Annotated in this window: 16 protein-coding genes; 3 read left to right on the plus strand and 13 right to left on the minus strand. The window is 35.5% G+C overall.

The features are described from left to right. Positions 1 to 30: 30 nt before the first annotated feature. Positions 31 to 2556: a translocation and assembly module lipoprotein TamL gene (gene tamL / locus IEW45_RS04175; protein ID WP_308421026.1), complete on the minus strand. Its 2526-nt coding sequence runs from the start codon at positions 2554 to 2556 to the stop codon at positions 31 to 33. Between the two features lie 84 nt (positions 2557 to 2640). Here tamL and IEW45_RS04180 point away from each other — a divergent pair, with 84 nt between their 5' ends. Then, positions 2641 to 3378, plus strand: coding sequence for a TrmH family RNA methyltransferase (locus IEW45_RS04180; protein WP_188619974.1), 738 nt, complete (start codon positions 2641 to 2643; stop codon positions 3376 to 3378). Between the two features lie 30 nt (positions 3379 to 3408). Here the strand turns inward: IEW45_RS04180 and porT are convergent, their stop codons facing one another. The 12 genes from porT to IEW45_RS04240 form a co-directional block, all read right to left on the minus strand. Then, the gene (porT, locus tag IEW45_RS04185) at positions 3409 to 4116 is read right to left on the minus strand and encodes a type IX secretion/gliding motility protein PorT/SprT (protein ID WP_188619975.1); all 708 of its coding nucleotides are present in this window, start codon (positions 4114 to 4116) and stop codon (positions 3409 to 3411) included. A 1-nt stretch (position 4117) separates the two neighbouring features. After that, a complete protein-coding gene (gene ubiE / locus IEW45_RS04190; RefSeq protein ID WP_188619976.1) occupies positions 4118 to 4849 on the minus strand; it encodes a bifunctional demethylmenaquinone methyltransferase/2-methoxy-6-polyprenyl-1,4-benzoquinol methylase UbiE in 732 nt (243 codons plus the stop codon). A gap of 81 nt (positions 4850 to 4930) precedes the next feature. After that, a complete protein-coding gene (locus tag IEW45_RS04195) occupies positions 4931 to 5539 on the minus strand; it encodes an alpha-ketoglutarate-dependent dioxygenase AlkB family protein (protein ID WP_188619977.1) in 609 nt (202 codons plus the stop codon). Between the two features lie 4 nt (positions 5540 to 5543). Then, a complete protein-coding gene (locus IEW45_RS04200) occupies positions 5544 to 5795 on the minus strand; it encodes a DUF7660 family protein (protein WP_188619978.1) in 252 nt (83 codons plus the stop codon). A gap of 3 nt (positions 5796 to 5798) precedes the next feature. Beyond that, positions 5799 to 6506, minus strand: coding sequence for a hypothetical protein (locus tag IEW45_RS04205; protein ID WP_188619979.1), 708 nt, complete (start codon positions 6504 to 6506; stop codon positions 5799 to 5801). 43 nt (positions 6507 to 6549) lie between these two features. Next, entirely contained in the window at positions 6550 to 7161 is a 612-nt protein-coding gene (locus tag IEW45_RS04210; protein ID WP_188619980.1) for a hypothetical protein, read from the minus strand. 5 nt (positions 7162 to 7166) lie between these two features. Then, a complete protein-coding gene (locus IEW45_RS04215; protein ID WP_188619981.1) occupies positions 7167 to 7655 on the minus strand; it encodes a dihydrofolate reductase in 489 nt (162 codons plus the stop codon). Continuing rightward, a complete protein-coding gene (locus IEW45_RS04220; protein WP_188619982.1) occupies positions 7652 to 8020 on the minus strand; it encodes a 2TM domain-containing protein in 369 nt (122 codons plus the stop codon). Before IEW45_RS04220 ends, IEW45_RS04215 begins: the two co-directional genes overlap by 4 nt. 33 nt (positions 8021 to 8053) lie before the next feature. Further along, the gene (locus IEW45_RS04225) at positions 8054 to 8878 is read right to left on the minus strand and encodes a thymidylate synthase (protein ID WP_188619983.1); all 825 of its coding nucleotides are present in this window, start codon (positions 8876 to 8878) and stop codon (positions 8054 to 8056) included. An 80-nt stretch (positions 8879 to 8958) separates the two neighbouring features. Beyond that, positions 8959 to 9579, minus strand: a complete 621-nt coding sequence (locus IEW45_RS04230) for a bifunctional nuclease family protein (RefSeq protein WP_188619984.1) — start codon at positions 9577 to 9579, stop codon at positions 8959 to 8961. Between the two features lie 97 nt (positions 9580 to 9676). Beyond that, a complete protein-coding gene (locus IEW45_RS04235; protein WP_188619985.1) occupies positions 9677 to 10645 on the minus strand; it encodes an electron transfer flavoprotein subunit alpha/FixB family protein in 969 nt (322 codons plus the stop codon). 94 nt (positions 10646 to 10739) lie between these two features. Next, positions 10740 to 11486 (minus strand): electron transfer flavoprotein subunit beta/FixA family protein, encoded by a 747-nt coding sequence (locus tag IEW45_RS04240; protein ID WP_188619986.1) that lies wholly within the window; start codon positions 11484 to 11486, stop codon positions 10740 to 10742. Positions 11487 to 11819: 333 nt separating this feature from the next. On the opposite strand from IEW45_RS04240, the gene IEW45_RS04245 reads away from it, so the two are divergent. Continuing rightward, the gene (locus tag IEW45_RS04245) at positions 11820 to 12836 is read left to right on the plus strand and encodes a pyruvate dehydrogenase complex E1 component subunit beta (RefSeq protein WP_262891427.1); all 1017 of its coding nucleotides are present in this window, start codon (positions 11820 to 11822) and stop codon (positions 12834 to 12836) included. Positions 12837 to 12906: 70 nt separating this feature from the next. Further along, positions 12907 to 15402, plus strand: a complete 2496-nt coding sequence (locus IEW45_RS04250) for a DUF5686 and carboxypeptidase-like regulatory domain-containing protein (RefSeq protein WP_188619988.1) — start codon at positions 12907 to 12909, stop codon at positions 15400 to 15402.

Consider the following 15402-nt stretch of genomic DNA (forward strand, 5'->3'; position numbering starts at 1 on the left):
GTTCGATTTACAAAAATAGTATTTTTAAATTTAGAATGGATAATTAATTCCCACATTATAAACCGCTTTAGAAAAGTTGTATTCTTTAAACCATCTCTCGTTTACAGGTCTGCCGGGGTTGTAGGTTTTAAAACCAAGATCCAGCCTTACTACAAAAAAGTTAAAATCGTACCTGAAACCAAAGCCTGTACCCAGTGCTAAATCTCTCAAAGAACTAAAACCATTAAATGTATAAGCAGGGTCATCCTGACTGTCGAAGATATTCCAGATGTTACCAACATCGCCAAATATAGCACCGTTTAACTGACCGAATAAATTAAAGCGAAGTTCTGTACTATACGTCATTTTAAAGTTAGCTTCGTTAAAATCATTAAGGCCACCACTACGTCCGGGACCCAGGCTGTACGACTGCCATGCCCTGTTATCGTTACTTCCTCCCGCAAAGTAACTGCGTGTAAAAGGTATAGAATTAGAGTTTCCATAGGGTACAGCTAACCCTAAGAAGGCACGCATTGCCAGTACTTTTCCTCTTCTTAAATCGAAGTGTTTAATAAAGTCCAGCTCACCTTTTACATATTGTGCATATTCTACATCAAGTATTGTTTTATTACCACTGTCACTACGCTGCCCTTTGTCTGTAAGCGATGATATTAGCGAAAGCGTATTACCTGCTGTTTCCAGCTTTGTTTTAAATATAAAAAAGGAATTATCAGTAAGGTTATCTCGGGTGCTGGTGGTATAAGTAAAGTTGGTAGATGATATAAGGTTATTTTCTATAAGTCTTTCTCTACGCTCATTAATACTTCGTATATTTTGTTTGTCTACAGATGAAACTACAATGTTATTATTATCAACATCTTCAATAAAACCATTAGTACCCTCTTCAATAGCCAGTTGTTTACTGCCTGCCGGAGCATCACTGTCTAAAAAATAATTAGGATCTATTTGGTCGGCGTAGTCATTGGCAATATCGTTAAGCCTGTCGTATGAGGAGCGGTATACATTAAAGTAGTTTGTAGGGTTTACGTTTCGTATATATTGTATATTAAACAAGTCAAGCTTTGCAGTAACATTTCTTTTAGGGGTCCAGTTATAACTTAGTATTCCTGTAAAGTTTTCTTTATCAAGCCCTATGTTTTTTTGTCGGCTTATACCAAAACTCAATAAGGTAGAAGGTATCATTTCCTTTGGTATAATCCGTTCTGTTTTTAGCGGGAAAAATATGCGCGGAAAGTTCAGTTTTGCATCAGCACCATATTCAAGAATATTAAAGAAACTTCTGTCCTTAATAGCAGGGTCGCTTGAAGAACCTATGTTTCCTCTTATGGAGAGGTCAAGTATTTCTGCACCCCTGAAAAGGTTACGTATGGATACCCCCATACTTCCCTGTATACCCATGTCCTGAATATTAGAGTGGGTAAGGTCTACCGAAGCTAAATATTTAAACTTATCCCTTGGGGCTAAATAGATATTTGTGATTAATGATGTGCCTGATGCATCAGTACTGTCTACCACAAAATTTATATTAGGGTAGTTAAATACCCTTAAGTTATTTACATATCTGTATGTAAGCACCCGCCTGAATTCAGCAAAAGTAGAGCCTGGTGTTATAAAAACAGGGTCAGTAAGAGCTTTTGGCCTGTAGTTTAATTTACCGCTACTAAAAATATTAAAGCCTTTATAAGTAGTGCTGTCTATAGCCTGGCTTTCATCACCGAGGTTTTTAGTATAAATATTTACCTGACTTATTTTATATAATTTGAAAGGTTGCGTGTAGGTAGAGTCTTCGGTTCTTATGGTTTCATTATCAATAATAAGGTCAACATTTGCTTTGTGCCCTGTATTTACTGTATCAATTACATAAGAAATATAGTTCTGCTGAAATTTATAAGCACCTCGGTTACGAAAGTAACTTGTAATACGTTCACGTTCTTCAATAAAGTCAGATTCAAGATATTGCTTTCCTTTTTTTATTAAAGATTCTTTTTTTGTTTGTTGGTAAAGGCTGTCCAGTACAGGAGTTTCTATATAAGTATCTAAAGAGTCTACTATATACGGTTTGCCTGTAGTTACAGTGTAATTAACTTCTGCTTTTTTACCGCTTATAGTATCAATACTAAAGCCTACCTTAGTGCGGAAATATCCTCTTTTATAATAATACGACAGGAGGCGGTTAGCTGATTTTTTTACCCTGTTATGATCTACCAGTACAGGTGCTTCACCAACTTTTTTAAGAAAAGAACTTACTCCTGCTACAGCAAAAGATTGTCCTAACCTTTGTACCTGCTTTTCCGAAAGTAGTTTTCTTAAGCGTTCATGCCGGTTTGGTTTTCTTTCCAGCCACGCCTGATACGAAGAATCTGCATCAGGTTTTGCAATATTATATAAGTGCAGCCTTAAGTGATACCCTAATATACTTGTATTGGGTTGCTGATAAAGCTGATCGGTAAGTTCCTCGTTTTTTTTAGGTTCGCCATTAACAACTATTTTGTTCTCTTCAAGCAAGTGTTCTCCATCAGGAACCCTCTTTACAAGCGAACAAGAATATAAAAACAAACCCGATAAGAGAATTAGTGCTATTTTTGTTATTTTATTTCTCAACGTCGTAGTACCAAATAGTAATTCAAAAATACATTTTTTATGGTTAGTAAAAACCAAATTAAGTTAATAACGGGTTTGCAGCAAAAAAAATACCGAAAACAGCATAAATTGTTTTTTGCCGAAGGCATAAAGGTAGTGCAGGAGCTGCTTAATTCCTATTTTGAATTACACGAACTTTATACTACCGAAAGTACTAAGGATAGTTTTAATACAGTGAGTGATGCTAAAAAGCAACTTATTACTGAAGCTGAGTTAAAAAAAATAAGCGCCTTAACCACTCCCAACAGTTGTTTGGCACTATTTAAAATTCCTGAAAATCAACCTGTAAGTCAATCAGGTCTAATTGTAGCTCTTGATGCTGTGCGCGACCCTGGTAATTTGGGTACGATAATACGACTGTGCGATTGGTTTGGTATTGAGCATTTAGTATGCTCTGAAAATTGTGTTGATGTATACAACCCTAAAGTAGTGCAGGCTACTATGGGGAGTATAACAAGGGTAAATGTTGTTTATACTAACTTGGAAGAATATTTAACAGAAACAGGGTTACCCGTTTTTGGTACTTTTATGGATGGTGAAAATATTTACACGCAGCAATTGCCTAAAGATGGAGTAATAGTAATGGGTAATGAAGCAAACGGAATATCAGCAGCTATTGAAAGATACGTAACGCACAGAATAGCAATACCAAGATTTGGTAAACTGCAGGAAACAGAAAGCCTTAATGTGGCAACTGCTACCGCAATAACATTAAGTGAGTTTAAGCGAAACTTTTAACGAATAGTGGTATTGGTATTTGAGATAATTTTAGTGGAATGTAAAGTTTACCAAAATAGCTCTTGTTTTCATTGAAGCTACATTTCCTGTAAAAGGACTGTTAGGGTCGTTATCTCGAACCAATTCATCTTTTAAACCAAATACACCACGTATTGAAGGTGAGAATTTAAAATATTCAAAGTATAAATCTACACCGAAACCAATTTCCCAGTTATTCGTCATTTTCTTCATTCGGAAAATTCTCGAAAGGTTGTCATCCTGTGCATCTTCATTACTGGAAAGGTTTAATGTTCGGGAAAAGCCACCTACTAAATAAGGGCGTACATTTCCTGTTCTTTTTGCTGAAAATTTAAGCAATAACGGGAAATGTAAGTATGTAGATTTTACCTCTCTTAAACGGTCAAATTCATCAGCAACCTCAGGAAAGCTAAGGTTACGTTGTGTATAATACAGTCCCGGTTCAAACCTTAAGTCTAAGTGTTCAAAAAGGCGTAAGTTACCCACCAGCCCTACATTAAAACCTGTAGTTTGCTTAACCTCTATATCTACTCCCGGGTCATTTATATAATCAAATTTAAAACCATAACTGTTAAACCCTAAAAAATAACCCCAGTGAACCCTTTGTTTATCAAAGTTTTCTAAGTTGATAATAGGGTCTTTTGAAAATACATTAGTGCCAAACTGTGCATTGCAGCATAGTCCTGTAAACAGCGCTATATATAGAAAAAGCTTTTTCATATTATTTTTTTGAAGCCGAATAAATTGTAGCCACACCCATAGTTTGCGGCATATTCTTCACCTCTATAAACCCAATTTTTCGTAAAATATTGTTTAACGCTTCACCATGTGGAAAAACAGAGGCTGACTCGCTAAGGTATGCGTAAGCCGATTTATCTTTTGAGAAGAGTTTGCCAATGGCAGGGAGTATGTATTTGGAGTAAAAACGATATCCTTGTTTAAACGGAAATTTAGTAGGTACAGAAGTTTCCAGTATAACAAAAATACCACCCGGTTTTAAAACGCGTAATATTTCGCTAAGTCCTTTTTCAAGGTTTTCAAAGTTACGTACCCCGAAGGCTACTGTTATAGCATCAAAATGGTTGTCTTTAAAAGGGAGGTTTTCACTATCGCCCAGTACCATTTCAATTTTATTATCCAGTTTGCGCTCTGCTATTTTTTTACGCCCAACTTCCAGCATTCCTGCGGAAATATCGGCTCCTATAATTTCTTTAGCTGAGGTGTTAGACATTAGTATAGCTAAATCACCTGTACCGGTTGCAATATCTAAAATAGTATCCGGCTTGGTATCAGCTACCATTTTTAAAACTTTCTTTCTCCACTTAATATCAATACCAAAGGAAATAACGCGGTTAAGCCCGTCATACTTTCCCGAAATGGTGTCAAACATTTGGGCAACCTGTTCTTTTTTGCCCAGTTCAGAATCTTTATATGGAGTTACGTTTTTTGGCATTTCTTTATTTTGGGCAAAGATAACAGAAGTTTTAATAATAAAATGTTATAATCCCGTTTAAGAATTACGACTATGGTAAATTTACCTGACTATTGTCCTGAAAGTAAGGTTAACACGTGGTGTTTTTACCAATTTAGTAGGAGGGAGGCGATGCAGCCAATGGGTTTGTGTAGTGCCTTTCATCACCAGCAGGCTACCGTGTTCCAGTACTACCGATGTAGTTTCTTTGGTTTGTTTGTGCTTAAACGCAAATTTACGTGTTGCCCCAAAACTAAGCGAACCAATAGCGCCGTTTTTCTTTAAGTCTTTTTCAGCGTCGCTGTGCCAAGCCATACCCTCGCTGCCATCGTGATATAAGTTTAACAGGCAGGAGTTATACGTTTCACCTGTATGCTGTTCGGTAATGGCTTTTAGTGCTAAAAGTTCTTTTGTAAAAGGTAAGGCACGTTTGGTAATGTTACTGTAGGTATATTCATAGGGTTCTTCGGCATACCATGCTACTTTACGCTTGGTGGTTATCAGTTTACCGAAAATAACCGCCTCATCATTTTTCCACTCAATAGTGTTGAGTAACCGCTCTAAGTAGTAGTCAGCCTCTTCTTTACTAAAAACACTTCCGTAATAATTTACGGTGCCATCATAGGGTAATAGATTGTTTTCTTGTGGTGATGAGATGTTGAAAAGGTTCATTAATTTATTCGTAAATTTTAGCTCCCATTAATATGTCAGCAAAAACTTGCCAAGAGGCTTTATTTGCATCGATATTTTGATTTGTATTGTCATAATAACCTTGAATATCTTCTGCATAAGCTGCCATTGCTTCTAAAAATAATTCAAGAGTATTGTTTTCCCAATTTTCAGGTTGACTTTTGAAGTCTTTATATAGTTCACATACAAATCTTATAAAGTCTTGTTTGCTATCTATAGAATACTTATTGTTGCTCATTGTCTATTTTTTCTGAGTTTTTAAATTAGAGCCCCATTTATATTTTTCCTTTTTTAAATCATATATTATTACAAAAGGCTCGTCAGAAAGCGGGAGAAAAAGAAAACTTGTTTTTTGGGAAATCGGAATGTAAGATATAATCTCTGCTCCGTTATTGATACATTTTTCATTACAATTGGACTCGTCTTTACAATATTTGATTTTCTGTATAGATATATTATATACGTTAGGGTGCATTGCACTTCGGCAATAGGGAGAAAGTTCTAAATCTGAATCTGAGAGAATGACCGCAGCATCATCAAGTACTCCTAAATAAGTGTTTTCTTTTTCCTTACCTGTAACAGAAAATTTAACCTTCCCTGTAATGTTACCCGAGGTGTTTTGGGTATTAAAACCACCGCAGCAAGGGTTATATAAAAACCTGAAATTATCAGCTTTATTTATATTACAAACAAGAGTATGCCATTTTGAATTTTTGTCTTGCCTGTAAAAAATGGTATCAATTTTATTATCTACGCCTACTTTTAAAGGCTTGGAGCCATAGTGAAGAGTCTTACCCTTTATTTTCCATTCAGCTTGGAGAACCCTATTGTAAACTTCTTTTCTCATACCTGTCATGTCATACAGGTCTGTTGAGTCTGCATAAAATGTAGCTGTTTGGGTATAGCAAATTATGGGTAATAAGAGTGAGATTAAATACTTTAGAAACATATTGTTTTGTTTAATAGTTGTCTAGTAAGCTAAGTTAAAATATTTAGCTTATCCATTCGTTTAAAGAAACTATCAATACCCAGCCATTATCAGTTTTTCTATAAATATACGTTCCTCCTGCTCCACATAGTATTCCACAGTATATACTTGTGTTTACAATTGCAATTTTTCTGTTACAAGAGAAAAGAGGTAGGCTAACAAAACATATAGCTCCATTTTCGTCGAGTAATTCATGTAAATACTTATTTCTTATTTCCCAATCATTATTGAAAACTTTATTGGTGTCAAGAGAAACTAAATTTTTATTTTCAGGTATTCTGTTTTCGTTTAATTCAAAATAATAAGTGTATTTTTCTTGCTTAAAAATAAACTCAATATCTTTTTTGCTGAAAATACTGTCCATTTTGATAATACTTAATGAATCGATATTTGTTTCAGAAGAAACAAAATAATTAGCTTTTCTTGCATATGTTTTACACCCGTGTTTACTTGAGTCAGAAAAAGTGCAACTATTTAGAAATTCATAAATGGTTTCATCATCAACTAATTGTTCAGGTGTAGAGTTTTTAACAGAAGTAGTTAATTCTGAGTTTTCATGTTTTTTACAGGAATATAAAAATAGTAGAGCAAGGATGATATACAGTAATTGTCTCATAACAATTATTTTTTTATCCAAGTTTTATATGTAAAATCAAACTTATGCTTTTCGTCTTTTGGGTGGTATTCCTCTTCGGTAAGGTGCCATTTTTCCTTATCAATTTCAGGAAAAAAAGTATCGGCATCATCAATAGTAGTATGTACTCGGGTAAGCTCTATTTTGTCTGCTATATCTAAAGCTTGTTTATAAATTTCACCTCCACCGATAACAAAAACCTCTTCATTTTGCGGGCAGGCTTTAAGTGCTTCTTCTAAACTGTGTACTATAGTGCAACCTTGGTAAGTATAATCTTCTTTACGGGTTATAACAATGTTGGTACGGTTGGGTAGCGGGCCATTCATACTTTCCAGCGTTTTACGCCCCATTATAATATGGTGCCCCGAAGTAAGTTTTTTAAAGCGTTTAAAATCATCGGGCAAATGCCACACCAGTTGATTGTCTTTACCTAAGGCGTTATTTTCGGCTGCGGCGGCAATCAGGGTAATTGTCATAATGTAGTAGTATCTTCAGGTTGATTGTTTGCGGTATTGTTGTTTTCTTTTTCCAGTTTCTTTTCCAGTTGTTCTATACGACGTTCCTGGCGGGCAACCAGTTTTTCTATTTGCTCCTGTTCCCATTTTTTATTAATGAAACTCTCGGTGACAAATACTTTTATAAAGTGTAAGACGAATAAAAATCCCCATGCAGTAATTGCCCATAAATACCAGTCATATTCCTCTTGAACATTCAGCCATTTGTTAATTATGAATAGAAATATACTACCTATAAAAAAGAATATAAAATGGGTATATACACGCTTTTTTTGCTTTACCCTTTTTCTGGCATATTCGTATAATTCCTGCTGATTTTTTTCCATGTTCTTGGTTTTATCTAAAGATACTAAAAAATCTTATACAGCAACTGCACCTTTTATATGCGGGTGTGGGTCATAGTTTTCGAGTGTAAAGTCTTCAAACTTAAACTCAAAAATATCTTTTATCTCAGGGTTTAATACCATTTTAGGTAATGGTTTTGGCTCGCGACTAAGCTGTAAATTTAACTGCTCAATATGGTTATTGTAAATATGCGCATCGCCAAAAGTGTGTATAAAATCACCAGGTTGTAAGTCGCAAACCTGTGCTACCATCATGGTAAATAAAGCGTATGATGCTATATTAAACGGTACACCCAAAAATATATCGGCACTACGCTGGTATAACTGGCATGATAGTTTACCATCATTCACATAAAATTGGAAAAACGCATGGCAGGGTGGAAGTGCAGCTTTACCTTCGGCTACATTATCAGAGAATGATTTTGAAGTATCAGGCATTACGCTTGGGTTCCATGCCGAAACCAGCATACGGCGACTGTTAGGGTTGGTTTTAAGTGTTTCAATCAGTTCTTTAATCTGATCTATCTCTTCACCGTTCCAGTTACGCCATTGGTGTCCGTAAACAGGACCAAGGTTACCTTCTTCGTCAGCCCACTCGTTCCATATTCTAACACCGTTATCAGTTAAATACTTTATATTGGTATCACCTTTTAAAAACCAAAGTAATTCGTGTATTATTGATTTAAGGTGTAGTTTTTTTGTAGTAACTAATGGGAAACCTTCGCTAAGGTCAAAACGCATTTGATAACCAAAAACACTTATAGTTCCTGTTCCTGTTCTGTCGCCTTTTTGGTTTCCGTTTTCTAAAACGTGCTTTACTAAATCGTGGTACTGCTTCATCTTCCCTATATATTTGTGAATTTGGTCTTTTTATTATTTGATTTTAAAGTATCAAATAACAGGATTAACACATAACCAAATTAGCTTTCTCTTTTTGATATTTCGTCGCGAATTTTAGCTGCTTTTTCGTAGTCTTCATTTTGTACAGCACCTTCAAGCATTTCATTTAACTCTTGTAGGCTGTACTGAGAGTAGCCTTCTCCTGAAACTGATTCGGTTGAGCCAAATGTTTGCGGAGGTGTAAGTACATCGTCAGGCTCCTCATCTTCATTTTCAGACTCAGGGTTTATTTTTAAGTAAATGCCTGCTTTGTCTAAAATATTTTTGTAAGTGAAAATAGGGGCATTAAAACGCAGTGCCAGTGCTATCGCATCAGATGTTCTGGCATCTATAATTTCCTCTATTTTATCTCTCTCGCATATAATGCTGGAGAAGAAAACACCATCTACAAGTTTATGTATAATAACCTGTTTTACCGCAATATCAAATCGGTCTGCAAAGTTCTTAAAAAGGTCGTGTGTTAAGGGTCTTGGCGGTTTTATTTCTTTCTCAAGGGCAATTGCTATAGATTGTGCTTCAAAAGCCCCGATAACTATAGGTAGTTTTCGCTCTCCATCTACTTCATTAAGAATTAATGCATAAGCTCCATTCTGCGTTTGACTGTAAGAAATTCCTTTAATCGTTAGTTTTACTAAGCTCATAATAATCGTCCACTATACTACATAAAAAAGGGCTATCCCACAAAGATAAACCATCCTGTATGGGATAGCCCTTTTACGGGCACAATTTATAATAAAATTATGAGTTATTAGCCTTAAACTCTTTTAATTTTTCGGTTAGCTTTGGTACTATTTCAAAAGCATCACCTACTACACCGTAGTCAGCTACTTTAAAGAAAGGAGCTTCAGGGTCTGAGTTTATAACTACCTTAACCTTAGATGCGTTAATACCTGCAATGTGTTGTATTGCTCCTGAAATACCAACTGCAATATATAGGTTTGATGCTACAGGTTTACCTGTTTGCCCAACGTGCTCACTGTGAGGCCTCCAACCTAAATCAGATACCGGTTTAGAACATGCAGTTGCTGCACCAAGTACACCTGCAAGCTCCTCTATCATACCCCAGTTTTCAGGACCTTTAAGACCACGACCACCTGATACTACAATTTCAGCATCAGCAATCGTTACTTTACCTGTAACTTTTTCTACGTTTTCTACGCTTATAGTAAAATCATTATCGTTTAATGATGGTGAAAACTCTTCTACTGCTGCATCAGCTTGTGCTTCTTCAAGACCGAAAGAGTTTTTACCTATAGCGATAACTTTTACGTCAGTACTTATTTCTGTTATGTTGAATGCTTTGTTGGAGAAAGCCGTTCTTTTTACTGTAAATGGCGAAAGGCTTTCCGGTAGTGCTACTACATTTGAAGCAAAACCTGCCTCAAGTTCTACCGCTACAAGCGGAGCTGTGTAAAGGCTGTCTGTAGTTGAAGTGAATACTACAATTTTAGAACCTTCTTTTTCTGCTGCCTGCTTTATTACGTCAGAGTATGCTTTTGCGTTAAACGCTTTTAGTTTATCTGATTTTACTGATAGTACTTTATCTACACCATACTGCCCAAGTGCTGATTCGTCTTCAGCGTTTACAGTTACGGCTGTTAATGTTGTACCTGCTTCTGTAGCTATTTTTTTTGCATAAGAAGCTAATTCGAAAGTTGTTTTTTTAAACTTGCCTTCTACTGATTCGGCATATATTAGAATTGACATTTTTCTGATTTTTTAATGGTTTAATATAAAAATGTACCAATTGTATTTCTACGCTCTTCAATTGTTACATTAAACGAATTGATTAATTGTTATATTAAATTACTTTAGCTTCGTTATGTAATAAGTTTACTAACTCGTCTAGGTTATCTGCGTCAACAAGTTTTACTGCTGATTTTGGTGCAGGCTTTTCAAACTTAACTGCTTTGGTAGTATTATCTGCTGATACAGGTTCCATTACATTAAGTTTTTTCTGTCTAGCCATCATAATACCTCTCATGTTAGGTATTTTAAGGTCTTTTTCTTCCACAAGCCCTTTTTGTCCTCCTATTACTAAAGGTAGCTTAGTAGAAAGTGTTTCTTTACCACCATCTATTTCTCTTACCGCTTTAGCTTGGTCACCATCAACATCAAGACTAATGCAAGAGTTTACAAAATCGAAATCAAGTAATGCAGCAAGCATGCCCGGAACCATACCACCATTATAGTCAAGAGATTCTTTACCTGCTATAATAAGGTCATAATTTCCTTGTTTTGCTACTTCAGCTAATTGTTTAGCCACAAAAAAGCCATCAGTAGGGTTAGCGTTAACTCTTATTGCTTCATCTGCACCAATAGCCAGTGCTTTACGCAATGTAGCTTCAGCGTCAGGACCACCTACGTTAACCACAGTAACATTAGCGCCCTGTTTTTCTTTAAACCAAATTGCTCTTGTTAAACCAAACTCATCGTTAGGGTTAATTACAAATTGAACTCCGTTAGTATCAAACTCGCTATCGCCGTTTGTAAAGTTAATTTTTGAAGTAGTATCAGGTACGTGACTGATGCAGACTAATATTTTCATTTCTATCCGTTTATATATGTTGATTTTTACTTTGTTACGAAGTTAATAAAATTATTTGTACATAAAACTATGCGTGCATATTAATTTAACTAAATTCAGTAATATAGTTTTAAAATTTTCAAATTTTTACAAAAATAGCTTTTTAACCGATGTATTTTATGAAATTGAAAATTTTTTTGCGCTCGCTTTTTCAATTTATAGTGCTGTATAAAATGGTAAACAAGATTTTAGTAGTTATGAAATTAAGAGGAGATTGAGTGATAATATCTGTCAACTATAACGTTTTCTTTTATTATTGGTTATAAAGAGGCTTGAAGTAATTGAAAAAGTTTTATTTTTGTCACTCACTTTAATAAGGAAAAAGTACATATGAGAACGATACAATTCAGGGAAGCTGTTTGCGAAGCGATGAGCGAAGAAATGCGTCGCGACGAATCAATATATCTAATGGGTGAAGAAGTTGCGGAATATAACGGAGCTTATAAAGCATCAAAAGGTATGCTTGATGAATTTGGTCCTAAGAGAGTTATTGATACTCCTATTGCCGAACTTGGTTTTGCAGGTATAGGTGTAGGTTCTGCCATGAATGGTAATAGACCTATTATAGAGTTTATGACGTTTAACTTCTCTCTTGTAGGTATAGACCAAATTATAAACAATGCTGCAAAAATGCGTCAAATGTCAGGCGGACAGTTTAATATTCCTATTGTATTTCGTGGTCCTACAGCGTCTGCAGGGCAGTTAGGAGCAACACACTCACAAGCTTTCGAAAACTGGTATGCTAATACACCGGGGCTTAAAGTGGTAGTACCTTCTACTCCTTATGATGCAAAAGGCTTACTTAAATCAGCTATCCGTGATGATGACCCTGTTATTTTTATGGAGTCTGAGCAGATGTATGGTGATAAAGGAGAAGTGCCTGAAGGTGAATACACAATTCCATTAGGAGTTGCTGATATAAAAAGAGAAGGTAAAGATGTTACTATAGTATCTTTCGGTAAAATAATTAAAGAAGCACATAAAGCTGCTGAAGAATTAGAGAAAGAAGGTATTAGCTGTGAAATAATAGATTTAAGAACGGTTCGCCCAATGGATCATGATGCTATTATAAAATCAGTTAAAAAGACTAACAGACTTGTAGTTCTTGAGGAAGCTTGGCCATTTGGCAGTGTTTCATCTGAAATTACATATATTATACAGGAAAGAGCATTTGATTACCTTGATGCTCCTATACAACGTATAACAACAGCAGATACACCTGCCCCATATTCGCCTGAATTGTTAAAAGAGTGGTTGCCAAATGCTGATGATGTTATAAAAGCTGTTAAGAAGGTTACTTATAAAAAATAAGTAAAATAAAAACTACTATATTTGGAACTTCATCATAATTTTATGGTGAAGTTTTTGTTTATATACCTATATGAAGAAGAAAAAATTACTGTTTCTTGGGCTTTTCTTTTTGTTAACCCTATGTGCTGTTGCACAAACGAAGGTTAGCGGATTGGTACTTGATGAAACTGACCAGCCCTTACCATTTGCAAATGTATATTTTAAAAACTCCAGCGAAGGGGTAATAACTGATGAGAACGGTAAGTTCTACCTGGAATCTAAAAATACATATAGTGCAATAGTGGTATCTTTTGTAGGTTTTTCGGCTAATGAAATTCCTTTGGAAAAAACAGCAACTTATGATTTAAGAATCGTGCTGAAAGAAGCACAGGAACTTAAAGAGGTTGTTTTATATTCTGGCAAAACATCAAAAAAAAATAATCCCGCTATAGATATTTTACGCAAAATTTGGGAGCGTCGCCGTCAAAACGGTTTAAATATGTTCGATCAATACCAGTATGACAAATATGAAAAACTGGAATTTGATATGAATAATATAGACAGTGCCTTTATGGAGAGTAAAATATTCAGGGGTATGGAGTTTATATTTAAACATGTGGATACCTCCACTGTTACAGGAAAATCATACCTGCCGATATTTATAAACGAAAGCCTTAGTGAAGTATATGGGGATAATACTACCAATAGCGAAAAGGAAATTTTACAGGCAAATAAAAACTCAGGCTTTAGTGACAACCAACAAGTAATAGCTTTTGTAAAAGACCTGTATGCAGAGTATGATATTTACAATAATTACCTCAAGTTTTTTGATAAAGATTTTGTAAGCCCGCTGTCGCGTACCGGTATTAATGTGTATAGTTATGTACTTGCCGATAGTACTTACATAGAAGATAAATGGTGTTATAACATTGTATTTTACCCACGCCGTAAAGGAGAACTAACCTTTAAAGGAAACTTTTGGGTAAACGATACTACCTATGCCATAAAAAAAATAAGTATGGCGGCCAGTAAAGGTGCAAACATTAACTGGGTAAAGGATATGTATATAGAACAGGAATTTGAAGTACTTAACGACTCGGTATTCCTGCTAACCAGAGACCACTTAATGACCGATTTTGCGCTGCGCAAAAAAGACGAATCAAAAGGGGTTTACGGTAAGCGAACAACCTTGTTCCGTAATTATGTATTCGATGAAAAAAAGCCGGATGATTTCTATAAAAAAGAAGTAAATTATTATAACGAAGAGGTACATAATCGCTCTGATGAATATTGGGCGGATAATCGCTTTGAGTCTTTAAATAAAGACGAAAGGGCAGTATATAAAATGCTCGATACATTAAAAACAGTACCTAAGTTTAAGCGTATGTACACTTTAGTAGCTACACTGGGTAGTGGCTATTACCAAATGGGGAATTTTGACTACGGTCCTATATTTTCTTCTTTCGGGTATAATGATATAGAAGGAGTGAGACTTCGCGCAGGTGGACGTACTTATTTCAGTCAAAATGATAAATGGAGATTGGAAGGCTATACTGCCTATGGTTTTAAAGACAACCAGTTTAAATATGGTATATCCGGTAAATGGATGGTAGAACCTAAAAAACGAGTTATAATAGGTGGGGGTAACAGGCGTGATATTGAACAAATAGGGGTGAGCCTTACCGCTTCACCTGATGTGTTAGGGCGTAGTTTTGCCTCCTCTTCACTATTTGCGAGCGGTGATAACAGCAAACTTACATCTATTAACTATACTAACTTTTTTGCAGAAATAGAGCCGCTTAAAAATGTGGTGTTCAGGACAAGTTTTTCCTATAAAACATTAAAATCAGCATCACCAACATTTAGCTTAGATTATTATGTAGATCCTAATAATCCGGCTTTGGGGGTTGAAAGCTCACTTCAGCAATATGAGTATAACTTTTTAATAGATTATACACCGGGTAGACGTACTATTGGTTATGGGGTAGAGCGTTCGGATGTTGATGATAACGATTACCCCAGGATATACCTGAACTTTACACAAGGTATTGAAGGTATATTTAATAGTGACTTTGATTATCAAAAACTACAGGTTTACTACAAACAACCTATACTTATAGGTGGTTTTGGTCGTTTTTTCTCTACACTTGAGGCGGGTAAAATATTTGGAGCCGTGCCGCTTGGTTTAATGGGAGTAATTCCGGGTAACCAGTCCTACTTTATTATTGACAATACCTACAACCTGATGAACTATTATGAGTTTGTAGCTGATGAGTATGTTTCATTACACTTAGAGCATAATTTCAACGGGCGCATTTTTGCCAGAATACCGTTGCTAAGAGATTTAAACTTAAGGGAAATTGTAGGTATAAAAGGGGTGTACGGAACAGTGTCTGACAGAAATAGAAGGATAAACGCATCAACAATAGAATACCGTGCTCCCGAAGATATTTACTGGGAGTACCATGCAGGAGTCGGAAACATTTTTAAAGTTTTCAGGATAGATTTTGCATGGAGGGGAAGCTACTTAAACCTGCCTGATGCGAATAGATTTACAGTTAAAGGGGTATTTGGTTTCCACTTTTAG

The sequence above is a fragment of the Flavobacterium suaedae genome, assembly GCF_014642915.1.
Taxonomy (GTDB): Bacteria; Bacteroidota; Bacteroidia; order Flavobacteriales; family Flavobacteriaceae; genus Flavobacterium; species Flavobacterium suaedae.